At 37.7% G+C, this 26,475-nt stretch carries 22 protein-coding genes and 1 pseudogene; 14 read left to right on the plus strand and 9 right to left on the minus strand.

The genetic code is table 11. From position 1 onward, the window contains the following. Both ACFIMW_RS06155 and ACFIMW_RS06160 read left to right on the plus strand, forming a co-directional pair. Nucleotides 1–597, plus strand: a 597-nt coding sequence (locus ACFIMW_RS06155; RefSeq protein ID WP_375608515.1) for a toprim domain-containing protein, incomplete at its 5' end; no start/stop codon positions are given. Next, nucleotides 594–860 (plus strand): hypothetical protein, encoded by a 267-nt coding sequence (locus tag ACFIMW_RS06160; protein ID WP_375608514.1) that lies wholly within the window; start codon nucleotides 594–596, stop codon nucleotides 858–860. The genes ACFIMW_RS06155 and ACFIMW_RS06160, both read left to right, overlap by 4 nt. A gap of 723 nt (nucleotides 861–1,583) precedes the next feature. Here the strand turns inward: ACFIMW_RS06160 and ACFIMW_RS06165 are convergent. The 5 genes and pseudogenes from ACFIMW_RS06165 to ACFIMW_RS06185 all read right to left on the minus strand — a co-directional run bounded on the left by ACFIMW_RS06165 (nucleotide 1,584) and on the right by ACFIMW_RS06185 (nucleotide 8,631). Beyond that, nucleotides 1,584–2,174 carry a DNA-3-methyladenine glycosylase I gene (locus ACFIMW_RS06165; protein WP_375608517.1) on the minus strand — a complete coding sequence of 197 codons (591 nt, stop codon included), beginning with the start codon at nucleotides 2,172–2,174 and terminating at the stop codon, nucleotides 1,584–1,586. An 8-nt stretch (nucleotides 2,175–2,182) separates the two neighbouring features. Next, nucleotides 2,183–2,412, minus strand: a pseudogene (locus tag ACFIMW_RS06170) (Arm DNA-binding domain-containing protein); the annotation flags it as partial. A gap of 178 nt (nucleotides 2,413–2,590) precedes the next feature. After that, complete coding sequence (gene xseA, locus ACFIMW_RS06175; RefSeq protein ID WP_375608513.1) at nucleotides 2,591–4,021, minus strand: exodeoxyribonuclease VII large subunit; 1,431 nt, start codon at nucleotides 4,019–4,021, stop codon at nucleotides 2,591–2,593. Between the two features lie 461 nt (nucleotides 4,022–4,482). Then, nucleotides 4,483–6,114: an ABC transporter substrate-binding protein gene (locus ACFIMW_RS06180; RefSeq protein ID WP_375607284.1), complete on the minus strand. Its 1,632-nt coding sequence runs from the start codon at nucleotides 6,112–6,114 to the stop codon at nucleotides 4,483–4,485. Nucleotides 6,115–7,005: 891 nt separating this feature from the next. Further along, the gene (locus ACFIMW_RS06185) at nucleotides 7,006–8,631 is read right to left on the minus strand and encodes an ABC transporter substrate-binding protein (protein WP_375617366.1); all 1,626 of its coding nucleotides are present in this window, start codon (nucleotides 8,629–8,631) and stop codon (nucleotides 7,006–7,008) included. A 1,087-nt stretch (nucleotides 8,632–9,718) separates the two neighbouring features. Between ACFIMW_RS06185 and ACFIMW_RS06190 the strand changes: the two genes are divergently transcribed. Then, nucleotides 9,719–10,003, plus strand: a complete 285-nt coding sequence (locus ACFIMW_RS06190) for a DUF6460 domain-containing protein (protein ID WP_375607286.1) — start codon at nucleotides 9,719–9,721, stop codon at nucleotides 10,001–10,003. A 22-nt stretch (nucleotides 10,004–10,025) separates the two neighbouring features. Here ACFIMW_RS06190 and ACFIMW_RS06195 read toward each other — a convergent pair whose 3' ends face one another. The 3 genes from ACFIMW_RS06195 to ACFIMW_RS06205 all read right to left on the minus strand — a co-directional run bounded on the left by ACFIMW_RS06195 (nucleotide 10,026) and on the right by ACFIMW_RS06205 (nucleotide 12,756). Further along, nucleotides 10,026–10,835 (minus strand): TIGR02186 family protein, encoded by an 810-nt coding sequence (locus tag ACFIMW_RS06195; protein WP_375608511.1) that lies wholly within the window; start codon nucleotides 10,833–10,835, stop codon nucleotides 10,026–10,028. A 2-nt stretch (nucleotides 10,836–10,837) separates the two neighbouring features. Beyond that, nucleotides 10,838–11,758, minus strand: coding sequence for a sulfite exporter TauE/SafE family protein (locus ACFIMW_RS06200; RefSeq protein WP_375607288.1), 921 nt, complete (start codon nucleotides 11,756–11,758; stop codon nucleotides 10,838–10,840). Between the two features lie 182 nt (nucleotides 11,759–11,940). Next, the gene (locus ACFIMW_RS06205) at nucleotides 11,941–12,756 is read right to left on the minus strand and encodes a hypothetical protein (RefSeq protein ID WP_375608510.1); all 816 of its coding nucleotides are present in this window, start codon (nucleotides 12,754–12,756) and stop codon (nucleotides 11,941–11,943) included. Nucleotides 12,757–13,269: 513 nt separating this feature from the next. On the opposite strand from ACFIMW_RS06205, the gene ACFIMW_RS06210 reads away from it, so the two are divergent. The 7 genes from ACFIMW_RS06210 to ACFIMW_RS06240 all read left to right on the plus strand — a co-directional run bounded on the left by ACFIMW_RS06210 (nucleotide 13,270) and on the right by ACFIMW_RS06240 (nucleotide 21,221). Further along, nucleotides 13,270–14,016, plus strand: coding sequence for an electron transfer flavoprotein subunit beta/FixA family protein (locus ACFIMW_RS06210; protein WP_375607290.1), 747 nt, complete (start codon nucleotides 13,270–13,272; stop codon nucleotides 14,014–14,016). Nucleotides 14,017–14,067: 51 nt separating this feature from the next. Beyond that, nucleotides 14,068–14,988: an electron transfer flavoprotein subunit alpha/FixB family protein gene (locus ACFIMW_RS06215; RefSeq protein ID WP_375608509.1), complete on the plus strand. Its 921-nt coding sequence runs from the start codon at nucleotides 14,068–14,070 to the stop codon at nucleotides 14,986–14,988. A gap of 3 nt (nucleotides 14,989–14,991) precedes the next feature. Further along, nucleotides 14,992–16,653: a 4Fe-4S dicluster domain-containing protein gene (locus ACFIMW_RS06220; protein WP_375608508.1), complete on the plus strand. Its 1,662-nt coding sequence runs from the start codon at nucleotides 14,992–14,994 to the stop codon at nucleotides 16,651–16,653. Between the two features lie 2,103 nt (nucleotides 16,654–18,756). Next, on the plus strand, nucleotides 18,757–19,644 hold the full coding sequence (gene rsmI / locus ACFIMW_RS06225) for a 16S rRNA (cytidine(1402)-2'-O)-methyltransferase (RefSeq protein WP_375607293.1): 888 nt from the start codon (nucleotides 18,757–18,759) through the stop codon (nucleotides 19,642–19,644). 10 nt (nucleotides 19,645–19,654) lie between these two features. Beyond that, nucleotides 19,655–20,023 (plus strand): YraN family protein, encoded by a 369-nt coding sequence (locus ACFIMW_RS06230; protein WP_375607304.1) that lies wholly within the window; start codon nucleotides 19,655–19,657, stop codon nucleotides 20,021–20,023. Nucleotides 20,024–20,128: 105 nt separating this feature from the next. After that, a complete protein-coding gene (locus ACFIMW_RS06235; protein ID WP_375607294.1) occupies nucleotides 20,129–20,374 on the plus strand; it encodes a hypothetical protein in 246 nt (81 codons plus the stop codon). 55 nt (nucleotides 20,375–20,429) lie between these two features. Next, nucleotides 20,430–21,221 (plus strand): pyrroline-5-carboxylate reductase, encoded by a 792-nt coding sequence (locus ACFIMW_RS06240; RefSeq protein WP_375608507.1) that lies wholly within the window; start codon nucleotides 20,430–20,432, stop codon nucleotides 21,219–21,221. Between the two features lie 481 nt (nucleotides 21,222–21,702). Here the strand turns inward: ACFIMW_RS06240 and ACFIMW_RS06245 are convergent, their stop codons facing one another. Continuing rightward, nucleotides 21,703–22,764, minus strand: coding sequence for an Mrp/NBP35 family ATP-binding protein (locus ACFIMW_RS06245; protein WP_375608506.1), 1,062 nt, complete (start codon nucleotides 22,762–22,764; stop codon nucleotides 21,703–21,705). A 584-nt stretch (nucleotides 22,765–23,348) separates the two neighbouring features. Here ACFIMW_RS06245 and rpmH point away from each other — a divergent pair. The 4 genes from rpmH (at nucleotide 23,349) to yihA (ending at nucleotide 26,459) form a co-directional block, all read left to right on the plus strand. Continuing rightward, nucleotides 23,349–23,483: a 50S ribosomal protein L34 gene (rpmH, locus tag ACFIMW_RS06250; RefSeq protein ID WP_005864709.1), complete on the plus strand. Its 135-nt coding sequence runs from the start codon at nucleotides 23,349–23,351 to the stop codon at nucleotides 23,481–23,483. Nucleotides 23,484–23,600: 117 nt separating this feature from the next. Next, nucleotides 23,601–23,990, plus strand: coding sequence for a ribonuclease P protein component (rnpA, locus tag ACFIMW_RS06255; RefSeq protein WP_375608505.1), 390 nt, complete (start codon nucleotides 23,601–23,603; stop codon nucleotides 23,988–23,990). Continuing rightward, nucleotides 23,980–25,815: a membrane protein insertase YidC gene (yidC, locus tag ACFIMW_RS06260; protein WP_375608504.1), complete on the plus strand. Its 1,836-nt coding sequence runs from the start codon at nucleotides 23,980–23,982 to the stop codon at nucleotides 25,813–25,815. The genes rnpA and yidC overlap by 11 nt, the downstream gene beginning before the upstream one ends. Continuing rightward, on the plus strand, nucleotides 25,815–26,459 hold the full coding sequence (gene yihA, locus ACFIMW_RS06265) for a ribosome biogenesis GTP-binding protein YihA/YsxC (protein ID WP_375608503.1): 645 nt from the start codon (nucleotides 25,815–25,817) through the stop codon (nucleotides 26,457–26,459). The genes yidC and yihA overlap by 1 nt, the downstream gene beginning before the upstream one ends. Nucleotides 26,460–26,475 lie beyond the last annotated feature (16 nt).

Here is a 26,475-nt window from a genome sequence, read left to right on the forward strand (position 1 = left end):
GCAGAGAAAGCAAAAGTAATTTGGCAACAAAGCCAACCAATCAAAAATACTTTAGCAGAAACCTATTTACGCATGCGGAGGATCACATGTGATTTGCCTGCTGATTTACGCTTTCATAGCAAATGTCCACACCCCTCTGGGGGTACATTGCCCGCGTTGATTGCTCTTGTTAAGGGGGCTGGCTCTTTTGCCATTCATAGAACCTTTTTAAAAGACAATGGCTGCAAAACAGATCAAAAACCAGCAAAAGCCATGTTGGGATCTGTCACTGGTAGTGCTGTGCATTTAAGTCAAGCCAATCCAAAACATCTGGTCATTTGTGAGGGCATTGAAACCGGTCTGGCTCTACTGTCTGGGTTGTTATCAGAGCCCGTGAATTTATGGGCGTCCCTTTCAACCCATGGCATGATGCATGTGAATTTACCTCCTACAAAAGCCCGTCTCACCATTGCAATGGATGGAGATGATGCGGAGCGTAAAGCAGGTTTTAACCTCGCTGCGCGTGCCTATAGACAAGGCTTTGAGGTCTTTATGATGCAAGCCCCCTACGGTCTAGATTTCAATGATTTTTTGATACTGAAAGGTATAAATAAATGAGAGAGAATAAAAATAATATTGTAGAGAACAACAATCAAAATGTTTCATTTAATGATAACGATAATGTTTCTTTAAATGATAAGACTTGTTTAAAAGCTATTCCTAGTGAAATGAAGTTTTTTGAACCAACATCACTTTCTTCATCACACATATCAAAATATATTATATCAAAAACTTCCAAAATCAAAGAGCACCGTTACTCTTTAAGCCATATTGCGCCATTTTACCTTTTAAACAAGAAAAAGTACGCAAAACCCTCTTAACAAGACAGTGTATTTCATTTGGCATTTTCTAAGGTATGCAATTGTATAATATATCTTGTACATTGACCACGTTTCACTTAACGGTAAATCCATTGAGCACCCCCATCTTTACGCTTATGGAGTAACAAGCCGGCACCATCATTAATATTTGCCAGCTCGTGGGTATTGCGACAGCCCTTGACACTAGAGAGGGTTCATAAGAGCCATTTTTATCCTTTCTTTTACAGTTTTTACCAACACGCCAGCCCCGCTTGTAATGTGCAAGCAAGTGATTTGATTGATTCAACATAAACAACTTTGAAATGAAAGAATTCTACGATATTCGAGACTCTCATTCAACATACAAAACAATGAATTATCATTATAAATCAATTCGTTGTATAAAGGTACCCCCTCTATCCACTATTTTTAAGAGAAAACACCAAATATTCATCATATCCAACAATGGTCTTACGACAATTAATCTTGAACAGACAAGACATCACCATTATCTAACTCGAAATACATGATAATTAGATATCACTTCTTTTTGCATCTGTTTTTTCATCTTCAAAATTATCGCTTTGTCGTTTTGATTGCCAACAACCGTAAAAAATCATCAATCTTGTATAAGTTTGTATATTTCAATTATCTTATACAATGGAGTGCATAATCTGTACATTTATTAAATAATTCAATTATTAGCCTATTGATCATTGCTTTCACGAACGCGACTTTACCAATTTATCGACAAAAACATCCTTCAAGATGATCATTGACAATCCCTACGGACTGCATAAAAGCATAACAAATCGTTGGACCAATAAATGTCCAACCACGTTTCTTCAAGTCTTGAGAAAGACGAAGAGAAGCAGGTGTTATGGGATGAGCCAACAGTGTTTGAAAGTCTATCTTTTCATAATGTTCTGATTGTGGTGGCTGAAAAGACCAAAAATAGTCGGACAAACTCCCCCACTCTATTATAATTTCTTGTGCTCTAAGTGCATTATTAAGTACTGATCGAATTTTTCCTTGATGGCGAACAATATCTTTGTTCTGCATCAACATTTGCACCTTTAACTCATCATAATGAGCAATTTTTTCAAAATCAAAATGATCAAATGCAATGCGAAAAGAAGAGCGTTTTTTTAAAATTGTCAACCAAGAAAGTCCAGCTTGAAAACCTTCAAGACAAATTTTTTCAAACAAACAAATATCCTCTACAACAGGCTTTCCCCATTCATTATCATGATAAGCACAATAAAGTGGATCAGTTCCGGCCCATGCGCAACGAATTTTTCCATCCACTCCCTTAAGAAGACCTTCCGCAAGCATGGCACTCACCGTAAAACAGAACGCCACCCAGTTGCACATTCACGGGCTCGTTTAAAAAAAACATCTCTCAAAGAGCACCCACTTCCATTTCACGGCGTCGATCATGAATGGTATAACGATAAAACCATTGAGCGCCCCCATCTTTACGTTTGTGAAGAAGCAAGCCAGCACCATCATTATATTTGCCATCCCCCAATAGTGCAACAGACCTTGCATTAAAACGGTTCATAAGAGCCATTTTTAGTCCTTTCTTGTACAGTTTTTACCCTCATGGGGCCCCATGTAATGTGCAAGCAAGTGGTTTTGATTGATTCAAGATACACATATTTGCAATGAGAGAATCATACGTTATTCGGAGCTCTAATTCAATATGAATAGTGCTAAATTATCTAATATAAATCAATATGTTGTTGTATTCAAAAGAGGGTTCCTTGATCATCGCTAGACGATTTTATTTGCTTGTGTTTTGAACGTTTAGCAGAAACAGGCTCTTGTGTTGCAACACTGATATCACCATCAAAAAAACGTAAATTTATTTGCCCCGTTTCAGGAATCTGTACCAACCGTTTGATGGGCTTATTCTCTTTCCCCAAAGCCAAAACAAAGCCGCGCTCCAAAATATTCTGATACGAAGTGCTTCTTAAAAGCCTAGAGGCTACCTCTAACCCAGCCCGTTGTTTTTCAACATTGCGCACAAAAGCACGCTGAAGACGTGCAGTATATTCCTTCATATTGTGTTCTGCTTTTTCAGTATTAAGTAAACGCAGTGAAAAACGCACACCAAATGCATAAAAAGAAAAACGTTTTTTATCATAGCTTACACAAAGAGCACGCTGCAAACGACCTGAAATTTCATCAAAACCTCGCCGTGGTAGAGCAAAAAGTTGATCAGCAGTCGGAAGAGCTCTTAGAGTAGCACGCAGTTTTTGTCGATAAAAATCAAAATAACGCGCAAGTCCCGTACGCAAACGTGCACCAAGCGATACCACTAGCACCTCGAGATCAAGCTTAACAGGAACAGCCCGCTCTGCTGCGGCTGTGGGAGTTGGAGCGCGCCAATCAGCCACATAATCAATCAAGGTCCAATCCGTTTCATGCCCAACAGCAGAAATAACAGGAAGAGAAGAGTTATAAACAGCACGAACAACGGCTTCGTCATTAAATCCCCACAAATCTTCTAAACTTCCCCCTCCCCGCGCAACAATAAGAAGATCAGGCTTAGGAACAACGCCTCCTAAAGGCAACGCATTAAAACCTTCAACAGCAACAGCCACTTCCCTCCCACTTGTTTCCCCCTGAACACGTACAGGCCAAACCAAAACATGCAAAGGAAAACGATCGGATATACGGTGAATAATATCACGAATAACAGCACCTGTTGGTGATGTTACAACGCCTATAATTCGGGGCATATAAGGCAAAGTTTTTTTCTTTGCTTCATCAAATAAGCCTTCTTCTAAAAACTTTTTCTTACGATTTTCAAGAAGTGTCATCAAAGCACCAACCCCTGTTGGTTCAAGAGCTTCAATGACAATTTGATATTTTGATGATCCTGGATACGTCGTAAGTTTACCAACAGCGACCACTTCCATCCCTTCTTCAGGAGGAAATTTGAGCTTTTCCATCACTCCACGCCAAATAACAGCTTCCAACCGCGCCTTATCATCTTTTAAAGCAAAATAAGCATGTCCTGAAGCATGAGCACCACGGTAACCTGATATCTCCCCACGCACCCGTACATAACCAAACTTCTCCTCAACAACACGCTTTAAAGCCCCTGCTATTTCGGAAACAGTAAATTCCGCAACATTCGTTGCACTTATTTTTTCATCAAATAAATTTGCCATTTTTCAATTCACAGAAATTGAAATATTAAGTCTTAACATTCACACAAACACATTTTTAATTTTAATGAAATTAACCTCCTCCCAACATCTCAAAGGATGGAGATTTCTACCAATCCACCGGACTAGCTTCTCACGGGGCAAGTTCCACTTGCTGACCACTCATGCGGTTTCCTGCATAGGTGCAACAGCCCAAACCCTGCCCTGTACTGATCACGGTATCTAAAAACACTTAATATGTAAAGCTTTTCATGCCTTATATCACCGCTCTAAACAACAGTGTTTTATGGCGTGATAGGATAAAAGAGCTCTTTAAATAGCGTATCTTGAAATTACATTCTATACACAACATATCAATGCGTTACCGATAAGCTTCAACGTTTTGCAAAATTCTTACCCCCCATACAAAACGCTGAAGTTATCATGATTTCATTCTTGTTGTATTTTACAGCATTAAAATCCACTTATTTTTCAATTGCACTATAAAAAATACGTGGAGCACTATTCCAAACCCATTTTTTGACATCAGGTGTCATCGCTATCGTATGATACGTCTGATAAATAAAAGCATAGGGTCCTTTCTGCATAAATTCACGTTGCAAATCAGCATACATTTGCGCCCGTTTTTGTGGATCTTTTTCAAATAAAGCATCCTGAACCTTTTGATTCATCGTTTCATCCAAATACCCATGGCACCAACTAGGATAGGCGGTATTTTTTGCCTCAAACCGATTATCCGGATTGTAAATAAGACGTGAAGCCATTGTATGAGGATCAGCAGAATCATTATTCCATCCGAAAAAAATCGTATCAAAAGCACGTGCAGAGAGTTTTGAAAATAATTGCGTCCCCACAAAACGTTCAATTTTAAAGCGCACTCCCACTTTTTTTGCATTATCTTGGAGAGACTGAGCAATAGGCAAAGCAAAAGGATAAGGAGATGCCCCTGCAAAAATATTGGCCTCAAAACCATCTGGGTAACCAGCCTCAGTTAACAGCTGCTTTGCTTTTTGCAGATCAAGTTTAAAGGGTTGTCCTTCTTTTTCGTCCAAAGCTCCAAGATTACCAAGAGGAATAAAGCTTGCCCGTGGAACACCAACATCTTTAAGAAGCGTCTTACCGAGTCCTTCATAGTCAATAAGATAATGCATCGCCAAACGCACTTTTTCATTAGCAAAAATTGGATTCGTCACATTAAATCCCCATATGATTACAGATGGCTCTAATACTCTTGCAACTTTAATATCCGTTGTAGCTTGGAGATCTGCTAAATCCTCTGGCAACAAATTACGTGCAACATCGATATCGTGTTTTTGCAACAATAAACGTTGTGTTCCAGGCTCCGCAACATGGCGAATTAAAATCTTATTTAATTTAGGTGCCTCACCCCAATAATTGGAGCTTGCACGCAACAAAATCCCTTCTCCAGGACGCCAGCTACTTATCTGATAAGGACCAACACAGGCAGAATGGCTTGCCAAATACCGATTTCCCAGATCACCATCTTGTTCATGTTTCATAATTGTCTCTCGATCCAACAAGGCAAGAGTACGACTAGTGGCAAAATGGCTAAGAATGAGCTCTGCTGGATAAGGTTTATCAAATTTCATCACCACCGTTTTCTCATCCGGTGCTTGAAAAGCCTCATCAACATTTTGTTCTGTAATACCATATTCATTAAATGTCGCCGCAGTAGCCATCTTCAATTTAACAACCCGCTTCATGCTCCAAACAAGATCATAAGCATTAGCAGAACGACCATCGTTGAACTTCAAACCATCACGCAAATGAAAAGTGATCACCGTTTTCTGATCATCACTTAAAACATCCCAGCTTTTGGCCAAAGAAGGAATAACTTTAGCTGCATTATCTTTAGCGGGGTCAACTAAATTATCACAAACATTGACAAGAACTTCATTCCCATAACGATCATTGATTTGCGCTGGATCAAATGTACTAATTGAATCGAGATTCCACCCCATCACAAGAGTATCAGCGGGTGTTTTTGCTGGAACCTGTTGTACAACCATCCCCAGTGCTATAAAAGCAGAAACCAGAGAGCTGCTCCTTTTCAATATTTTTCTTTTCAAGCTCATAGACTTTTCCTTTTAAAGTTTATTGTATAAATTTTCCACGCAACACAAACATATTTAAATAATAAAATGAGACGATACATAAACGCCTCAAACAAAGTATTCAAACTTTCAAATACCACTACTTACCAATCACTCCTCCTGCCCACCCTTATAAGCTAAACCAAAACGTGCAATGGCAAACACTTTTGCTATACAATAAACGCTTACCAGTAACAGAGCCTATTCATGAGAGCATAATGCTACGATTAAAGACTAACAAACCTCTATTGTTTTTCTCTCTTGTTAAACAAGTTTCCCCTTGTTTTTTCTGACGTTTTTTTAATGTCATCAAAGCACCCCCTGTTGGTTCAAGTGTTTTAATAATAAAAAGCCTTCATCATAATTTAACGTTTCGATCAAACAGAAAAATTCATCAATTTGCCAAGTACAACGACTTTTATTCCTTCTTCAAAAGGAAACTTGCAATTTCTCATCACTCCCCGTAAAATAACACCCTCCAATTGGCATCTTACCATCTTTCAAAGTAAGAAACATAGACACCATAAAAACTGATATTCCTCGTACCTTCTCCATAATAAAACTTTTATTCACCATTGCAAAGTCTTTGCTTCTTCAGCAATGCTAAAATTCCGCGACATTTGTTGCACTGATTTTTGAGCAAATAAATTTACCACTTTTCACTTCACAGAAGTTGAAATATTCAGTTTTAACATCCATACCAACACATCTTTAATGAAAATGACACATCCCTTTTAAAATAGAAATATTCAACAACATATCCAATCATTCCCCATGATCTCCAGCGTATTACAAAGTTCTTGAACACTATGCAAAACGCTGAAGTTATTATGATTTCATTTTTGTTGTATTTTACAATATTTAAAGACACACTTATTTTTCAATTTTACTATAAAAAATTTGTGGCGCACTATTCCAAACCCACTTTTTGATATCAGGTGTCATCGCGATAACGCTATATTTTTGAAAGATAAACGCATAAGGTCCTTTTTGCATCAGTTCACGTTGTAAATCAGCATAAAGTTGCGCTCGTTTTTGCGGATCTTTTTGAAATAACGCCTCTTCAACTTTTTGATTCATCTTGGCATCAAAATACCCATGCTGCCAACTAGGATAGGCGGTATTTTTTGCCTCAAACCGATTATCAGGGTTATAAACAAGACGTGAAGCCATTGTATGGGGATCCGCAGAATCGTTATTCCATCCGACAAAAATCGTATCAAAAGCCCGAGCATAAAGTTTGGAAAACAACTGTGTACCTGCCAAACGCTCAATTTTAAGACGCACCCCTGCCTGTGCGGCACTATCTTGAAGTGACTGAGCAACCAACAGCCTATAAGGAGCATTTGAGACAAGAAAATTTGCCTCAAATCCGTTCGGATAACCGGCCTCTGCTAAAAGCTGCTTGGCTTTTGCAACATCAAATGTAAAGGGTTGTCCTTCTTTTTCATCCAGAGCCCCAAAGTTACCAAGAGGAATAAAACTTGCCCGTGGAACACCAATCCCTTTGAGAAGATTCTTGCCAAGACCTTCATAGTCAATAAGATAACGCATCGCCAAGCGTACTTTTTCCTTAGCAAAAATGGGATTTGTCATGTTAAATCCCCAATACATCATGGATGGCTCTAACACTTCTTCGATTTTAACATCTGTTGTTTTTTGCAGATCAGCAAGATCTTCAGGGGACAAATCACGAGCAACATCAATATCGTGCTTTTGCAACAATAAACGTTGTGTTCCAGGCTCCATAACATGACGAATGAGAATCTGCTTCAATTTAGGCGCCTCGCCCCAATAATGGGAACTCGCACGTAACAAAAGAGCTTCTCCAGGGCGCCAACTGCTTAACTGATAAGGACCAACACAAGCAGCATGACTCTTCAAATACTGATTTCCCAGATCGCCATCTTTTTCGTGCTTCATAATTGTCTTACGATCAAGCAAAGCTGTTGCTGGACTTGCAACAATATTATTAAGAATAAGCTCTGCTGGATAAGGCTTATCAAATTTCATCACCACTGTTTTTTCATCAGGGGCTTGCAAAGCATCATCAACATTTTGCTCTGTAATTCCATATTCATTAAAAATTGCCGCATTGGTCATCTTCAATTTGACAATCCGCTTCATACCCCAAACAAGATCATTGGCATTGGCTGATCTGCCATCATTAAACTTCAAACTATCACGCAAATGAAAAGTAATCACCGTACTGTGATCATCCCCTGAAACATCCCAATGTGTAGCTAATGCCGGAACCATTTTAGCAGGATCATCCGTTGCGGTACTGACCAAACTATCACAAACATTGCGGACAATTTCACTTCCATAAACATCACTAAGTTGAGCGGGATCAAATGTACTAATTGAATCAATATTCCAAGCCATCACAAGGGTGTCAGCAGGAGTTTTTGCTGAAACCTGTTGTGCAACCATCCCCAGTGCTATAAAAGCAGAAACAAGAGAGCTGCTATTCTTTAATATTTTTTTCTTCAAGTTCATAGACTTTTCCTTTTAAAGTTTATTATATAAATTTCCCACACAACAAGCACATGCTTAATAATAAGGTTAGATGATCCATAAGCGCCTCAAACAAAGTATTAAAACCTTCAAACAACACCACTTACCAACCACGCCTTCTGCCCATACCTATAAGCCAAGACAAACCAAAACACGCAACAACAAACACTCTGACATACAATGCCCCCCATAACAGAGCTTATTCATGATGTCATAACGCCTACGATTGAAGACTATAAAACCACTATTTTCTCTCTTTTGTTGGGCAAGTGCGTCTCTTCTTTCCTCTCGTCTTTTTATGCCATCAAAAGACTCTTCCTCGTTAGCTTAAGCGCCTTAATAACAAAGAGCTCTAATAACAATTTGACATTTTAACAAAACAGAAAAATTCACCCATCAACCGACATGATCTCCTCCCCCTACAAGAGGAATTTTGAATTTTTCCATAATCCTCTGCCAAATAACAGCTTTTAAATTACATTTTATTTCTAAATAAAAGGAGCATGGGCTCCCCCCTGATATTCCTTTACACACCCGCACATAACAAAACTTTTTCCCACATCGTATTTTAAATACCTTTGCTCCTCTAACAACACTTACTTCATTGCTTACATTTTTTCAGCAAAAAATATCTTTTCAATGCACTAAGGTTGAAATACCTAAATATAATACCTATATAAGCATACCCTTATCAGAATAGATAGTCTTTTTTTAAGTAAAATGCCTTGAAATATTATTTCAATACACAACAATAATAAATCCGTTATAAAATCTTCAATAGACTAGAACTCTTATCCTAATACGAAATATCGAAACGCTACAAGAACTCCCCTACAAGTTCTCAGAAACGAAAGGATATCTCTTCATTTAATGAAAAAAGCGCCATGAAAATATCGCAAAAAAGGCAAGAGAACGCGCGTATATTTTAAAGCACTGATATTACACCAGTACTAAGGTAATAAACTCCAAAAAAGTAAGAAAAAATAAAAAATCTTTCTCCTTTATAACAAAGACATCACTGTACTATGATGATACAATGAAAAAACAAGATATTTGAAAGTATATTAAAATGAACCGAAAGAAAAAATTGTCAGATTCTTTTCGTGCTTTTCTTGGAGGCACATTAAGCCACCATGTTAGTTTAAAATTGCTCATCCTTTCATTTTTTATTGGCATCATAATGAATTTTTTGGGATGGACACCCAAAAGTCTCATACAGAAAATTATAGATTTTTTTCAGTCTCTATGGGCAACAGGATTTATAACGCTCACAAACTTCTTTCATATCACCATGACGGGAGCGATTGTTGTTGTGCCTATCTTTCTTATCTTACGCATTTTTCATAAAAAATAAAAGCCTCAACATTTTCCTTGCGCTAGTCTTTTCGAAAAATCAAACGACATAAAAATCCTGTGGTAACAGCAATGATCACCGCAACAATAGCATATAAGAAACGATACTTATGTGCTGCGTAAAAAATTGTATAAGCGATATGTGCTTTAACAATTTCAAGAGTCGTTGTTGTACTATCAATAAACTGACCATCACGAAAAAGATAAGCACGAACCTTATAATGTCCAACAGGAATATTGGTTGGTAAACGAAAATGTGCAGTAAAAAGCGTGTCAGAACCAAAACGAACACCCCCTACTTCCTCATAATAAAGGCTTTTGGCTTTTTGCAGTTTTATAAGTTCATCGCGAAAGATCTGTATTTTTTTCTGATCTTTTTCATCCGTCTGCAATGGCAAATAAAGTAATCCTAACCCCAAGCGTTTATAATCTTCAACACTCGTAATATCGTCAATTTCACGTGTTGTGACCATAGAGTAAAAAAGAGGAACCTTTTTAAAAATAAGAGAATCTGTATTAACCCAAACACCGGCATTACGTTTTTTTTCTCGCATCACCATTGTCCGATCTTGTCCCTCCAAGCTCACAACAACATCATAACGGTTTTGTCGAGCATATAACGGATCAATATTTTCCAAAACACCAGCAATATAAAGATCACGACCAGCAAAATTTGCATCCACAGTAATCGTATTTGTTGTTACGATAATTTGAACAGTTTCGTGATCAACTTGATCAACGAATGTCGCTGTCGTCCCAACATGTGACCATGTAGAAAAAGAAACAAAACAAAAGCAACTTGTAATGATGCATAAAGAAAATAATCTACCCATTTTTATCTCATAAGAATATCCAGAGAGAAAAGATTATCGGGGCGTATAAATAATTGAAAAGCAAGACGCATACACACAATCAACACCAAAAACGCAAGTGCCATACGCAATTGTTCCGCCTTTAACTTCCGTCCAGCCCGTGTTCCATATTGCGCACCAATACTTCCTCCCAGCATTAATAAAAAAGCCAGGACAATATCAACGGACTGATGAGTCATACTTTGTAAAACTGTCGTGAAAGAAGACACAAATGTGATCTGAAAAAGTGAAGTTCCAATCACCACATTGGTTGGAACACGCAGAAGGTAAATCAATGCTGGTACCATAAAGAACCCCCCACCAATTCCCATAATAGAAGACAACAACCCTACAATGAGACCAATCCCTAAAACTGGAATAATGCTGACATAGATCATAGATGTCCGAAAACGCATTTTTAACGGTAAGCGATGAATCCAGTTATGTCGACCAGCAAGACGAATATTGGCTTTTCCTGCCTTACGCTTGCGCATCATATCATACCAACTTTCAACAATCATCAAGCTTCCTACACTTCCAAGAAGAATCACATAAAGAAGAGAAATCATTAAGTCTAATTGACCTAATTTTTTCAAAACAGAGAAAATCTGAATCCCGATTAAAGATCCCCCCCCTCCTCCAATCGCCAAAAGAATACCAAGTTTGATATCGAGCGTACGTCTTCTAAAATGGGTAATCGCTCCTGTTACAGATGACGCAATCATCTGATTTGCACCTGTTCCAACAGCAATAGCAGGAGGGATATTATAAAAAATCAATAAAGGAGTGATAAGAAAACCGCCCCCAATTCCAAAAAGACCAGAAAAAAAACCAGCAACGACTCCCATACCAATCAAAATCAGCATATTGAGAGACATTTCAGCAATTGGTAAATAAATACTCACTTACAGAACCTTCAAGATAATCTGAGGCTTTTTAACAATTGAGAGAATCTTTCTCCAATTATCCTCTTTTCCAATAATCTCTGTTGCGTGTTTAAAAGGATAATTTTAATTGCTATACAACTTTCGCATAATCCACGAATGCGCAATACATTTCATATCTATTAACATCAACATCATAAAAACTAAAAAAAACGCGCTCCTTTTAAAACGCTGTAAAGACATAACGTTATCGCTACCATAAATGCAACGGTTAAAAAACAAAGAACACTTTTTTTTACCAAATGAGATAAAAACGAAACACTCTCTTGAGACTGCGCCTTTAAAGAAGAAAAATCGTTCTCAATGCCACGATTAGGTGCCTGAATACCCATATCCTTTTTTTCTATCGAAGCACACTCTACGGCTCCCTCAACCTTTTTAAAAGAAGGCTTCATAGTATCACTTGGCAAAGAGCCTTTATTTTCTTTCTGCGCCACATTTTTAACATTTGTTTGGAGTGGAATTATACCGTTTTGTCTCGAAAAATTTTGAACCTTTTGAAGTGATAAGCGTTCTTTATTTCCCTCATATTCCATATGAGCAAGTTTTTGTACAACAGAATCAGGTGATTTTGAACGAGACACCGGTCGTGTTACCGCTGCTTCTTCTAAGCTCTTTTTTTCACTCTGTAAACTTTGAACAATTGTTTTAATCTGCTCTAAAGATTCGAAAAGCTTTTTTTCTCTTTGACGACGGATATAATATTCAGCCAAAATGGCCCGACTAATATCATCTAAGTAAGATTTAAAATGCTCTTCTAAAGCCCCCTGCTCTATCAAAGAACGGGAAGAATGCTTCATTTGCATTTGTGCATGAACAGTGCGTAATTTTTGAGCAATATCCGACATCGTTACATCCATAGGCGCATCCGTTCTCTCCTTCTGTTCAATAAAAGAAGAGAATTTATCATTCCTAACCTGATTGATCGGCTGGTTGATCGTATGACCCTTCGTATTCACAAACGCTTACCCCTCATTAACCTTTTTGAAAAGAATCGCACAAATGATGAATAAAGTGTGCTCTATTTTAGTAAATAGAGCTTTAAGAACGCCCAAAAACTTTTTTGTTAGAAATATTTCGCCCCAATCTTTATTTAAAATATTTGAAAGAAAAATCTCTATTTTTTTGTCCTCAAGATTTGAAGAGCAAAATCATTCCCCCATTTTTATTTTTTTCACTTAATTTTTTCATTGCCTAAAGCCCCTGATGCGCCATCATAAACAGAGCATATAAAATGAAAAAAATATTCTCATAAGACAGAGTGATTTTTTTACTTTTTATTCAAGCAAATAAGGCAATTATGGCAATGCAGAAGATATGAAGATTGAAAATGACAACAAGAAAGTACAAGTAAACGTAAAAAAAGCTTATATGAAAGAAAACACAAGTTATAAATAAGACTTCATTCTAAACAATTTTGTTTCTTATGACTATTGCTATAAACTTGTAATCATACAACAAAGAGGATCATCATGAAAATAATTGTCGCTATCAAACGTGTTGTTGATTATAACATCAAAATACGTGTCAAACCCGATAGCACAGGCGTTGATCTGTCTCACGTAAAAATGTCTATGAATCCTTTTGATGAGATAGCCGTAGAGGAAGCAATTCGCCAGAAAGAATCCGGTAAAGTTTCAGAAGTTATTCTTGTTTCAATCGGACCAGAAGCAGCCCAAGAAACTCTACGAACAGGACTTGCAATGGGGGCTGATCGCGCACTTCTTGTCACCACGGATCAAACACTTGAACCCTTAGCAATTGCTAAGATTCTCAAAGCCATAGTTGATGAAGAAAAACCTGATATGGTCTTTTTAGGAAAACAAGCGATTGATGACGATAGCAACCAAACAGGACAAATGCTCGCCGCTCTTCTTGGGTGGGGACAGGCAACTTTTGCCTCACATTTTAACATAGAAAATGGGCATGCTACAGTTATTCGTGAAGTTGATAATGGAACACAAACCCTTTCTCTTCCCCTTCCCATGGTTATGACCGCCGATCTACGGCTCAATGAACCGCGCTACACCTCTCTCCCTAATATTATGAAAGCAAAAAAGAAAACCATTGAACAAAAAGCGCTGACTGATCTTGGCATCGATACGAAAGCACGCTTAACAATTTTAAGCGTTGAAGAACCCAAACCCCGTCAATCCGGTATTAAAGTAGCTAATGTAGGAGAGCTTGTCAGTGCGCTAAAACAAAAGAACTGCATTTAATATTCTCTCCACTAGAGTAAAAGCAACACTTACATAAAAGGGTAAAAACTTATGGCAATTCTTTTACTGGCCGATCATAATACAGAAGAAACAGCAAAAGTACTCACCGCTGCACGCGTACTCAGTAATGATATCGATATTCTGGTTTGCGGAGAAAAAATTCAAACGATAGCGGAAAACAGTGCTAAACTTGATGGTGTGCGGCAAGTTCTTATTGCAAAAGCAGACTATTTAGCCCATCAACTTGCCGAGCCTATGGCAGATACAATTCTCACGTTAGCAAATGATTATGATGTGATCATGGCAGCATCCAACAGTACTGGGAAAAATGTGATGCCGCGCGTAGCAGCTCTTCTTGATCTTATGCAAATTTCAGATATTACCGCCATTCTTTCACCCGATACCTTCAAACGACCAATTTATGCAGGCAATGCATTTGAAACTGTACGAACCAATGATTATAAAAAAATTATAACAGTTCGCACCGCTTCTTTCACCCCAACGCCTTCCCAAAATAATTCTGCTCCCATTAAAACAATAACACCAGCTCCCAATCCAAATCTTTCTTCTTTCGTAAAAGCAGAGACAAACAAAAGTGATCGTCCTGATCTCACCTCAGCCCGTGTTATTATATCAGGCGGGCGTGGTCTTGGTTCTCAAGAGAAATTTATGGCCCTGCTTCTTCCTCTTGCAAACAAATTAAATGCTGCTTTAGGTGCCAGCCGCGCAGCAGTGGATGCAGGCTATGCTCCCAATGATTGGCAAATTGGACAAACAGGAAAGGTCGTTGCCCCTGAACTCTATATCGCCGTTGGCATTTCCGGTGCAATCCAGCATTTAGCCGGTATAATGGATGCACAAATTATTGTTGCCATTAATAACGATGAAGAAGCTCCCATCATGCAAATTGCCGATTACACCCTTGTAGGTGATCTCCACCAAATTATTCCAGAATTGGAGAAAGCTTTATAAGCCATGAAAACACCTCTACATGACCAACGTGAAAGTATGAAGTTTGACATAGTCATTGTCGGAGCAGGACCTGCAGGGCTTTCTGCCGCAATTCGTTTGAAACAAATTAATCCTGAGCTTTCTGTCACAATTGTTGAAAAAGGGACCGAAGTTGGTGCCCATATTCTCTCTGGCGCAGTTATTGACCCCATTGGTATCGATACACTCTTACCAGAATGGCGAAATGACAATGATCATCCCTTCACGACCCCTGTTACCCATGACCAGTTTTTTTTTCTAAAGCCTCAAAAAGCTACAATATTTCCCAATATTCTGCATCCCAAAATCTTATCAAATGACGGATGTTATATCGTTTCGCTTGGAAACGTTTGCCGCTGGTTAAGCAAAAAAGCTGAAGCATTGGGTGTTGAAATCTATCCTGGTTTTGCCGTAACACAGATTATCCAAAACGATAACAAAGCGATTATTGGTGTTCTCACCGGTGATATGGGGCTTAACAAAGATGGAACTCCTGGAAAAAATTATATGCCTGGTATGGCTTTATTGGCAAAATATACTTTAATTGCGGAAGGAGCACGCGGCTCAATTGCAAAACAACTGATACAACATTTCAACCTTAGCAAAAATCGTGAACCACAAAAATTTGGTCTTGGTCTCAAAGAGCTCTGGGAAATTGATCCCAACAAACACCAACGCGGTTTAGTACAACATTTCACAGGTTGGCCCTTAGACAATAATACCGGTGGTGGTGGCTTTATTTATCACCAAGAAAACAATATCATTTCTGTCGGTTTTGTTGTGCACTTAGATTACAAAAATCCTTATCTTTCTCCCTTTGAAGAATTTCAACGTTTTAAAACACATCCAAAACTCTATAAAATCTTTAAAGGTGCAAAGCGTCTTTCCTATGGTGCACGTGTTATCAGCGAAGGAGGTTGGCAATCTGTACCAAAACTCACCTTTCCTGGTGGGGCACTTATTGGCTGCTCTGCTGGATTTGTCAATGTTCCTCGTATCAAAGGATCACACAATGCCATCTTATCTGGCATATTAGCTGCCGATAAAATCGCTACCGCTCTTGCTCAAGGGCGTGCCCATGATGAGGTTAAAGAAATCGAAGAACAATGGCGAAAAGGGCTCATTGGCAAAGATCTTTATAAAGTGCGAAATGCCAAACCGCTCTGGGCAAAATATGGGACAAAATATGGAATTAAACTTGCTGGTTTTGATATGTGGTGGCAACAACTGTTCGGATTTTCCTTATTTAAAACACTCTCCCATGGAAAGGAAGATTATGCATGCCTTGAACCAGCAGAAAAATTTCAACCCATTTCTTACCCAAAACCAGATGGCGTTATAACCTTTGATCGCCTTTCAAGTGTTGCCCTTTCCAATACGCATCATGAAGAAAATCAACCTTGCCATTTAAAAATAGCCTCATTAAAAAAGCAAAAGGACTCTGAATATGCAATCTACGGAGGACCTTCCACAAACTATTGCCCCGCCGCTGTCTACGAGTGGCTAGAGGATAATGATCATCTGACTTATATGATAAACGCTTCAAATTGCATACATTGTAAAACATGCGACATCAAAGATCCGAACCAAAATATCACTTGGATCTGTCCGCAAGGCAATGAAGGCCCCTTCTATCCCAATATGTAATTTCCCAATGTATAATCATTGTTCATTCTCCTAAAATTGAAATATACAAAACGCAATGGATAAAAATATTTCCCTCAGATCAGAAATCTATCAATTACCTTCCTGCATACGTTCTTTCACAATGTAAAAAGAACTCTATTCTCAATATAAAAGACTCTCTCCACCGTATAACTTTTTTCAATAGAAAAACATAACATATTTTTATAAAAAATTTTTTATCTTAATAACAAAACAAGAATGAAGATATCTTAACCATTCTGCTATAAAAATACAGACACTACTCTCAACAGTCTGTACAAAGACAAAGCTGTAGCTCCACTTTGCTCCCTCCCCCATGATTCAAAATGTTTTTAGCCTCCTCATAAGAAAACTCAATCGTTTCAAAAAGCCAAGAATAAAACCCATGGAGATATGCTTCGAGTTTGTTTTATCTCCTATCCTTTGCCAAACAATTTTCACTAAAGAAAACCACGGATGAATGTAGAAAAAATAAAATATTGCATACACAGAGCATGCTTATTTAATCACTCTCAATATGTTTCTACTGATAAAGACATCCCAAAATCTGAGTATCACATCAACTTTTTACGCTCAAATCAAGGGGGGCTATACATTGTCTTGCATCTAACCTTTACAGATGTAATGCAAAGAATGTGTAAAAACACCATAAGAATAAAAAGCCATAAGCGCTATCATTATTGGAAATAATATCTGACAAAGCCCAAATGTCTTTCCAATTCATGACCATTCTATTACGCGTTTTATAGTGTATTTTCTTTATAAAGCTTGTACTTTCGCTGTAACTTGTAAATCAACATCCAAATCGAACACAAGCGGCATATATGTAAAGAAAGATAAAGGTGAATGAAAGCGAGTCATTCCAGCTTTTGTATCCTGAGCAAAAATCTTGCATATTCTATTTGAGTAATTCCTGAAACGAAAAGACTGCTTCATTGAGTAAGAATATGAAGTCTGAAAGGAAGAAATTCGTTTCCATCTTTATCATCATCTTTGTCATGCGGTTTTACGACTTTCAAAAACATAACACTATCTTTTAAAAAGAGAGATCACATATTGTCCCTGCTTTTATGACCTGCATTTTTTATAGGAGCATATCCTTCAAAAAAATAAAACGCCTAAAATTAAAACAGACTTGTGTTGTTTATTTATGGATTTATTTTTAAAAGATAGCTCTCAAGACATATCGAACAATTCTTTCGTGACAAATCTTGAGAAAAATATCACGTATTCTCGTCAATGAATAGTTCCATAACGCAATAAAAAGTATAAACCGGCAGCATCACTTTCTTTGCTAACTCCAATGTTGCGATAGCCTTTGCTTTAAGAGAGCTCAAAAAGGCATTTTACTCCTTTTTTACTCGTCTTTAACGACACACAAATCCTCCTTGTGATGCACATAAATGATTTTGATTCATTGATGATAAAAGGCGTTAAAATGAGATAATTTTACGATATTTAAGGCGCCTACTCTATAGGCAAAAAATAATAAATTATCCATTATAAATCAAATAATTAAGATAAAAATAAATCTTAAAAGTTTTTAAGATATTCTTTATATCTGTTAAGGGAGAAGAGAATAGGACAAAATGAAATATTTTTCTAAGAAAGGCTTATATTTGATCAATAACGATATAGCGAGTTGTTTGTGTTTTAAAAGGATCTGCTTACGTTTACTCAGAAGAACAGTTTGAATATCAATGGAGTATTTGAAAGATGGGCGTTATGGAAATAATCGAGAAAGTTTAGCTTGTAAAAGAGCACAACCAAGCGTGAAATATAGGCACAGGTAAAATTGTTTTTTGTTCTCGAAGGAAAAACTTTATAGAAAATTATAGAGCTGATAAGATATTGGCTACATCTGGAATCTGTTTTTTTGAAAAAGATCATGCTGAAAAACAGATGATAATGTTAGTGAATATGAAGGTAAAACTATTGTATTGTGGGAGTATCAACTATTCGAGCAAAGTAAGCCTTTGTAATGATAAAAAATGTACTGGTAAAAAATGAACAAAAATGGCTTATAAAGCTTATGAGTATGAATAAAAATCTTGTGTGAGGGGAATTTGATGAAAAGAAAAGAGCATGTGTGAAAGAGCATATTTTATAGGTGCGCATGCTTATTCTGCCCCCGTTATAGAACCAGGGCTTTATCTTGTAGCAACGCCTATCGGAAATCTTGCAGATATTACGCTTCGTGCTTTGCAAGTGCTTGCAGGAATTGATATTTTAGCGTGTGAAGATACGCGGGTAACACGTGTTTTGTTGCAACGTTATGGTATTCAGAAAAAAACTTTTCTCTATCATGAACATAATGCGCAAAAAGCGGGTCCGAAGCTCTTAGCCGCTTTGGCAGAAAACAAAACGGTAGCGCTTGTTTCCGATGCGGGAACGCCACTTATTTCTGATCCCGGATTTCGATTGGTAGAAAAGGCACGTAAAGCTGGTCATAAAATTATTCCGATCCCTGGAGCATCAGCTCTTTTAGCCGCTCTTATACCGACAGGGCTTCCTACGGATAGCTTTTTCTTTGCAGGTTTTTTGAGTGCACGCAAGCGACAGCGTCAAAAACGATTGGAACAATTAAAAGAGATTCCAGCGACTTTGATTTTTTATGAATCACCGCATCGTCTTGTTGAAACTTTACAGGATATGGTCACGCTTTTTTCGGCTGATCGACCTGCCGCAATTTGTCGTGAATTAACAAAAAAATTTGAAACAGTGGATGCTTCCAATTTGGGGAATTTGTTGGAATCTTACAAAAAACAATCACATATTCGTGGAGAAATTGTTGTACTTGTTGGAGAATCATCATCTTCTTTAAACGTAATGAGTGATCAAGAAGTTGATGAAATGTTATTAGAACTCTCGCGGACACATTCTGCTGCTCAGGCAGCAGCTTTGGTTGCAAAAAAGACCGGTTTTAAAAAGCAGGAACTTTTTCAGCGGTTAAATTTTTTAAAAAATGCATAAAATTAAGACTATACAAAAAAAACAGAGACAAAAGTCTTTTTATCGAGGAGTTCGTGCAGAAAAATTGGCAGCATGGTGGTTGCGTTGCAAAGGGTTTCACATTGCCGAAATGCGTTTTAAAACAAAATGTGGTGAAATTGATTTAATTGCACGACGTGGAAATTTGGTTTTAATCGTTGAAGTCAAAGCGCGTTCAACATTAGCCGAAGCAATGGAAGCAGTTTCTCGAATAAATGAAAAGCGAATTGAGGCAGCAGCCGATATTTGGCTAGCACGGCAAAAGGATTATGCCTTTTTGTCTGTACGTTTTGATTTGATTGCAGTTTTACCTTGGCGTTGGCCACAGCATATCCCCGCATTTTTTACATCTAATAAATAAGAGGAGGCACCAATTTTAACCATACCCAATAAAAAACGTTTCGTTTTTATATGCATATGCGTTAAAAAGTGTGTAACAATTTGAGCACTATATAAGGAGCGAAATATGGATGATTATGAAAAGTTTGCAACAGGTTTGCTCATTGTTTTTGGAGCGCTAATTATTGGTGGTTTAATGGCAATGCATATTGTTCTTATGAATAAACCAGGTTTTTTATTTGCATTAGCCGCAGCTATTGTTGGTTGGTTTTCTGCTTTTGCTGTTCTATTTGACAAACCAAAAGTCTATTTGGGCTTGATTATTCTTGCTATTTTATGTGTTGCTTCCTCAATTAGCATCTATGTTAGTTAAAACACATAAACTGTTAATTGAGATTCCTTTTAAAATATAAAAATGAGGAAGAGAAATGAAACTTGGCTTTTTGGGAACGGGCACAATCAGTGCTTCAATGGTCAATGGCCTCATGACAAGCACCTTTGACGTTTCTTCCATTATTGTTTCACCTCGCAATGCACAAACAGCAGAGCATCTTTCATGCACATATGATAAGGTTATGATTGCTGAAAATAACCAAATGTTGCTCGATGTGAGTGATTACGTTTTTCTTTGCTTGCCTAACCAAATTGCAGAAAACGTTTTGCGTTCTCTTCGCTTTCGTCCAGAACAGCTGGTTATTTCCGTACTTGCTATGGCAAAAGCAGCAGAAGTAGAAGAATGGATCAACCATAAAGTTTATCGTGCTGTTCCTCTACCTTTTGTTGCAGAGTGTAAAAATTTGACACCAATTTATCCCGATCATCCCTTTTTACGCGCTCTATTTGATGCATTGGGGGGTACATTGGTGCTGGATAAGGAAGAGCAGTTTAATCTTTTTATGACTGCTGGTTCACTTATGGGCATATATTTTAATTTTATAGAAACAGCCCATCAATGGTTTATAACACAGGGGTTAAAACAACAGCAATCAGCAGAATTTCTTACCATGATGTTTGGTAATCTTACAGATGAAATGCGTAAAATTATAGCAACGGATTGTGCTACATCTCTCGATTTTGTACTCCTTGAAAAAGAGTTTTCAACAAAGGGGGGAACAAATGAATTTTTGTCAAATTGTTTTTCTCATCAAGGGGGAAGACGTGCTTTAACAACAGCTATTGAAGCTACTTTTCAAAAAATAAATGCTTCTAAAAAGGCTTGACCAGCATTTTTTATCCTCTCAATAAGAGAAAGTTATTGATATTTTCATTGAGTTTTTCTTGAATATGGTTTGATAACATTACCTGCTATACATATTTCAAGAGCAAGATAAATGGGCTTTTTAAACACCCATCCCTTTAATTTAAGTAGATAGGGATAAATTTTCCGATTAATCTTCAAGATGCTTTTATCGCAAAAAAGTGATTGTTAAATATTTTTTACAACCTTTTACCATTTCCCTAAATTATTTTTATTTTCTATCTTCTTCTTTTCGCACCAATGCCAATATTTTTCCACCTCACTGCTCCAGCCGCTCCGATTGAGTTCCCCTTCAGATTACCCAAGTGCATGGCTCATTTTTTGTTTGTTTCACCTCTCGTACTCCACTCAAGCATTAAGGTTCCCTCTTTTCCTTACAAAAAAGCAACATTTTTCTGTCTTTCGTGATTGCATTTTACAAATTCTTTTAAATAAACATATATTCAAAAGAGTTGATTTTTTATTTGATCAACAATTGTACGATACAGTTTAGCAAGCTCTTCACTAGACTTAGCAACAAAAATAGGGACGCCCTCATCTGAAGACAATCGTAAAGCTGGATCAAGCGGTATTTCTGCTAAGAAAGGGACCTCTCGACGTTCTGCTTCTGCCCGTGCACCACCATAGCCAAAAATATCGTAGCGTTTTCCTGTATCAGGAGCGATAAAACAACTCATATTCTCAATGAGTCCTAAAATAGGAACATTGACTTTCATGAACATTTCTATCGCTTTACGCGCATCAACTAAAGCAAGATCCTGAGGTGTAGAAACAACCAACGCACCCGTTAATTGTACCTGTTGCGCAAGCGTTAATTGTGCATCCCCTGTACCTGGCGGCATATCAACGACTAAAACGTCCAAAGGCCCCCATACAACATCTCGTAACAATTGCGTTACAGCTGCCATAACCATAGGACCACGCCATACCACCGGCTTTTCTTCCTCCACCAAAAATCCCATCGACATCAATTTAAGTCCAAATTTTTCAAGAGGTTGAATCTTTTTTTCTCCAATAAGCTGTGGTTTTTGATTAACAAGTCCTGTCAAACGTGGCAACGAAGGACCATAAATATCAGCATCCATCACCCCCGTCTTGAAACCAGAATCTTGTAAAGCTAAGGCGATATTTATTGCCATCGTAGATTTCCCGACCCCTCCTTTTCCAGAAGCAACAGCAATCACATGCCTCACACCTTCTATGGGCATTTTGATCGGTAAGAGATTTGCTCTCCGACTAGGTGCTGTCTTTGTTATTTTTTCTGCTGTAAGTGTAACAACAGCAGATTTCACTCCCTCCAAAGCACATACCACCTTTTCAGCAGAACGACGCAATGATTCCCATTTTTGCACACCTCCATCAGGAACTGTAATGGAAAAGAAAACCTTACCATCAGCAATCAATATTTCTGAAAGAAGACCCAACGACACAATATCGCTTTCAAGATCTGGTCCTTTGACTGTACGTAATACGTTGCGGACAGCCTCACTTGTGATAAGATCCATGTTCTTTCCTCTCTATAAAAATACCAGCAAATATAAGCATAAGAACGAAAAATACTTACAAGGTTCATCACCTGATAATTTTCTACTTTACTCAGCATTATAAAGTATACATCTCTTATCTCTTTAAAAATATGAAACCATCCTTAAAATAAAGAAGCTCAAACATAAAATCTGCTATAAAATCCTATCAATCACATTTGTGCTACAACCACTTTAATGAATATTCTGATAAAAATTTTGTAAAAACAAAAACTGAAAAAAACTCTTAATCTTAAAGGATATTTTAAATTGAGCATACAGTAATCAGTCACACCTTCTTTAATTCTTTAAGGCCCTAGCCATTTATGTTCTGTAGATTCAATCGTTATTTTCTAACACTCCTACAGTATTGTAAAAAAGCGTTACAAATAGTTATAAGGTGTTTTGTATTCTTTCAAGAGAGAGAAAAACAATCTAAGATTGACTTTTTTTATATTTTTCCTTATGGGTTAACAGCCGTATGATAGGATAAAATTGTTTATCTCGCGCATAACTACTCATAAAACGAAGATTAAGAAGGGCCGCACTCCGCGGTATTTAAATAAATGAAACGTACTTACCAACCCTCTAAACTTGTCCGTAAACGCCGCCATGGGTTTCGTGCACGCATGGCCACAGCTGGAGGACGTAAAGTTATTGCTGCAAGACGTGCTCGTGGACGTAAACGGCTTTCTGCTTAACCATTTAAATTTTCACAACCGTTGAGGATTGCTCATCGTTTCTTCGTTGTGAAACTTTTATTATGAACCTACAATGTCTGCTTGCAGGCATTTAATGAAATTGCGAAATATTCTTTTATGAAGAAAAAACATCCCTGCCGTATTCGCAAAAGAGCAGACTTTTTGGCTGTCCGTACAGGAGAAAAACGACGTGGTCCTTTATTTTTGCTCGAAGTTAAATCTCGTGAACAAACAACAGAAAGAAAAGATTCTCTTTTTGCACGTGTAGGCTTCACTGTTACTCGTAAAAACGGTAATGCTGTGAAACGTAATCGTATTAAAAGGCGCTTGCGTGAGGCCGTGAGAGTTGGTGTAACAAACCACATGGAAGCAGGAACAGACTATGTCATTGTAGCGTACCGTGATGTGTTACATGCACCTTTTACATCCTTGATTAGTGAATTAAATCGGCGAATAAAACCAAAAATAAAACATCAGCAACAACAAGGGTGTACGGATGGAATATAACCGCAATTTCTTTATCGCTATTGGCTTATCTTTCGTAGTGCTCATCGCATGGCAATTTCTTCATGTTGCTCCCAAACAAGCAAAGTTACAAAAACAACAAATCATCGCACAGCAATTGTCAAAACAACAATCAGCCCTTTCTACTACCACGACAGATTTTTCTGATGATATCTCAACGTATCAAGCTACATCTATCATCGAACAGCCCATGACACCTGAAATCCGGAAAGCTGTATTGGACAAAACAGAGCGTATTACGATCAAAACCAATGAATTGGAAGGCTCTATTAATCTTGTTGGTGCACAATTTGATGATCTTCACCTCAAAAAATATCGTTTAACAGTCGACAAAAAATCACCGGAAATCGATTTGCTAAATCCTAAAGGCTTCAAAACAACCTATCTTGCTGAGTTTGGTTTTACCAGCGCATCTTTGCCAGCAAAGGCTTTGCCACAATCTGATACACAATGGAAAATAGAGGGAAACAACACAACCCTGACCCCTTCAACACCCATCACTTTAATTTATAATAATGGGCAGGGACAAATCTTCCGGCGGACCCTTTCTGTTGATAATCATTTCATGTTTACCATTGAGGATTCTATCAGCAATGAAAGTGATCAACCAATACATCTCTCGTCCTATGCCCGCGTTGCACGTGCAGCACCACCAGAACATACAAATGCAACCTATTTACTTCATGAAGGTATGATAGGTATTGCAGGAGATTCGCTCAAAACTGAAAAATATAAAACCTTAGCAGAGCTTGACCCAAATCCTGATAATGGGCAAAAAAGCATGACTTTTTCCAAAGTAACAGGAGGTTGGATTGGTATTACCGATAAATATTGGGCTGTAGCAGTTATTCCCCCGCAAAATAAAGAATATACAAGCCGTTTTATTTATTTTGATCGTTTGCAAACGCATTATCAGTCTGACTTGCTAGGGTCGCTTTTAACGATTGCCCCAAATGAAACAAAAACTGTTACAAATCGTCTTTTTGCTGGTGCAAAACAAGTTGAAATTATTAATAATTATCAAAATGACCTAAAAATTAAAAAGTTTGCTCTTTTAATTGATTGGGGCTGGTTTGATTTCATCACCAAACCAATGTTTGCCCTCATTGATATTCTTTATAAGCAAACAGGAAATTTTGGTATCGCCATCCTTCTTGTCACAGTGCTCTTAAAAACACTTCTTTTCCCTCTAGCCAATAAATCTTATAAATCTATGGCGCGTATGAAACTTATACAACCGCGGTTGTTAGAAATAAAAGAAAAATATCCCGATGACCGAACCAAGCAGCAACAGGCAATAATAGATCTGTATAAAACTGAAAAAATTAATCCTCTTGCCGGTTGTTGGCCGATGTTGGTTCAATTTCCAATATTCTTTGCTCTTTATAAAGTTCTCTATATCACCATTGAAATGCGCCATGCACCTTTCTTTGGCTGGATTCAAGATTTAGCGGCACCTGATCCAACATCTCTTTTTAACTTGTTTGGTCTCTTGCCATACACAACGCCAACATTTCTTATGATTGGTGCATGGCCTTTGATTATGGGAATAACGATGTTTTTACAAATGCGTATGAATCCCGCTCCTCAAGACCAAACTCAAGCGATAATCTTCACATGGATGCCTGTCATCTTTACTTTTATGCTCGCCTCTTTTCCTGTTGGTCTTGTCATCTATTGGGCATGGAACAATATACTATCAATAATCCAGCAAAGTATCATGATGACACGCCAAGGTGTCAAAATTGAACTTTTTGATAATCTGAAATCCATGTGGAGAAAATCACCCAAAAAAGAAGTGCATTAATGACAAGAGATTCTTCCCTTTCTGGAATTTTTTCTCGCAATTGGATTTTTATTCGTGGTGTACCAGCAATACACTTTCTTCCCCCTGAAGGACCACCAGAAATTGCATTTGCAGGACGTTCCAATGTTGGAAAATCATCTTTAATCAACGCGCTCGTCCAACAAAAAAGCTTAGCACGTACCTCAAACACACCAGGACGGACTCAAGAGCTTAATTATTTTGTACCCGATGGTTTCAGTGGGCAGCTAGGAGATCTTCCCCCTCTAGCATTAGTAGATATGCCTGGCTATGGCTTCGCTGCTGCTCCTAAAAATCTGGTTGATGCGTGGACAAATTTGATTTTTAGTTATTTACGGGGACGCACAACGCTAAAACGTGTGTATATCCTGATTGATTCACGCCACGGAATTAAAAATAATGATGAAGAGGTTCTTGCTCTTCTTGATAAAGCCGCTGTTTCTTATCAAATTGTTTTGACAAAAAGTGATAAAATCAAATCAAAAGCCTTAGAAAAATTAATTATGATCACACAAACAAAGCTTCTCAAGCGCCCAGCAGCTTACCCTGAGCTTCTTGTAACCTCTTCAGAAAAAGCTCTCGGTTTGGAAGAATTACGTGCTGCCATTTTGCAAACCATCGCATAAGAGAATGTATTCCTAT

Source organism: Bartonella sp. AC329YNZD (assembly GCF_042196685.1).
Lineage (GTDB): Bacteria > Pseudomonadota > Alphaproteobacteria > Rhizobiales > Rhizobiaceae > Bartonella.

Coding starts and splice junctions, on each gene's coding strand:
- ACFIMW_RS06160 (WP_375608514.1), top strand. CDS start 594: ATGAGAGAGAATAAAAATAATATTGTAGAGAACAACAATCAAAATGTT.
- ACFIMW_RS06165 (WP_375608517.1), bottom strand. CDS start 2,174: ATGCTTGCGGAAGGTCTTCTTAAGGGAGTGGATGGAAAAATTCGTTGC.
- xseA (WP_375608513.1), bottom strand. CDS start 4,021: ATGGCAAATTTATTTGATGAAAAAATAAGTGCAACGAATGTTGCGGAA.
- ACFIMW_RS06180 (WP_375607284.1), bottom strand. CDS start 6,114: ATGAGCTTGAAAAGAAAAATATTGAAAAGGAGCAGCTCTCTGGTTTCT.
- ACFIMW_RS06185 (WP_375617366.1), bottom strand. CDS start 8,631: ATGAACTTGAAGAAAAAAATATTAAAGAATAGCAGCTCTCTTGTTTCT.
- ACFIMW_RS06190 (WP_375607286.1), top strand. CDS start 9,719: ATGAACCGAAAGAAAAAATTGTCAGATTCTTTTCGTGCTTTTCTTGGA.
- ACFIMW_RS06195 (WP_375608511.1), bottom strand. CDS start 10,835: ATGGGTAGATTATTTTCTTTATGCATCATTACAAGTTGCTTTTGTTTT.
- ACFIMW_RS06210 (WP_375607290.1), top strand. CDS start 13,270: ATGAAAATAATTGTCGCTATCAAACGTGTTGTTGATTATAACATCAAA.
- ACFIMW_RS06215 (WP_375608509.1), top strand. CDS start 14,068: ATGGCAATTCTTTTACTGGCCGATCATAATACAGAAGAAACAGCAAAA.
- ACFIMW_RS06220 (WP_375608508.1), top strand. CDS start 14,992: ATGAAAACACCTCTACATGACCAACGTGAAAGTATGAAGTTTGACATA.
- rsmI (WP_375607293.1), top strand. CDS start 18,757: ATGTGTGAAAGAGCATATTTTATAGGTGCGCATGCTTATTCTGCCCCC.
- ACFIMW_RS06235 (WP_375607294.1), top strand. CDS start 20,129: ATGGATGATTATGAAAAGTTTGCAACAGGTTTGCTCATTGTTTTTGGA.
- ACFIMW_RS06240 (WP_375608507.1), top strand. CDS start 20,430: ATGAAACTTGGCTTTTTGGGAACGGGCACAATCAGTGCTTCAATGGTC.
- ACFIMW_RS06245 (WP_375608506.1), bottom strand. CDS start 22,764: ATGGATCTTATCACAAGTGAGGCTGTCCGCAACGTATTACGTACAGTC.
- rpmH (WP_005864709.1), top strand. CDS start 23,349: ATGAAACGTACTTACCAACCCTCTAAACTTGTCCGTAAACGCCGCCAT.
- rnpA (WP_375608505.1), top strand. CDS start 23,601: ATGAAGAAAAAACATCCCTGCCGTATTCGCAAAAGAGCAGACTTTTTG.
- yidC (WP_375608504.1), top strand. CDS start 23,980: ATGGAATATAACCGCAATTTCTTTATCGCTATTGGCTTATCTTTCGTA.
- yihA (WP_375608503.1), top strand. CDS start 25,815: ATGACAAGAGATTCTTCCCTTTCTGGAATTTTTTCTCGCAATTGGATT.